Annotated in this window: 1 protein-coding gene; it reads left to right on the forward strand. The window is 36.0% G+C overall.

Features of this window, described 5'->3' with window-relative positions; genetic code table 11:
- On the forward strand, positions 1-228 hold a 228-nt coding region (locus AOA62_RS00030), incomplete at both ends, for an endo-1,4-beta-xylanase (RefSeq protein WP_143521684.1).

The raw sequence follows: 228 nt of genomic DNA on the forward strand, positions 1-228 counted from the left end.
GACGATATCATGTCCTGGGATGTTGTTAATGAAGCTATTGTTGTTAATAGTGATGATTTAACAGATTGGCAAGCGTCACTAAGAGACACTGGTTGGTTACGTGCCATTGGTGATGATTATGTAGAGCAGGCATTCCTAATAGCAAAAGAAGTAATTGAGGAAAATTACTTGGATATTAAGCTTTATTACAATGACTACAATGATCATATTCAAGATAAAGCCCAAGTG

The sequence above is a fragment of the Pseudomonas sp. 2995-3 genome (assembly GCF_002742565.1).
GTDB classification, from domain to species: Bacteria; Pseudomonadota; Gammaproteobacteria; order Pseudomonadales; family Pseudomonadaceae; genus Aquipseudomonas; species Aquipseudomonas edaphica.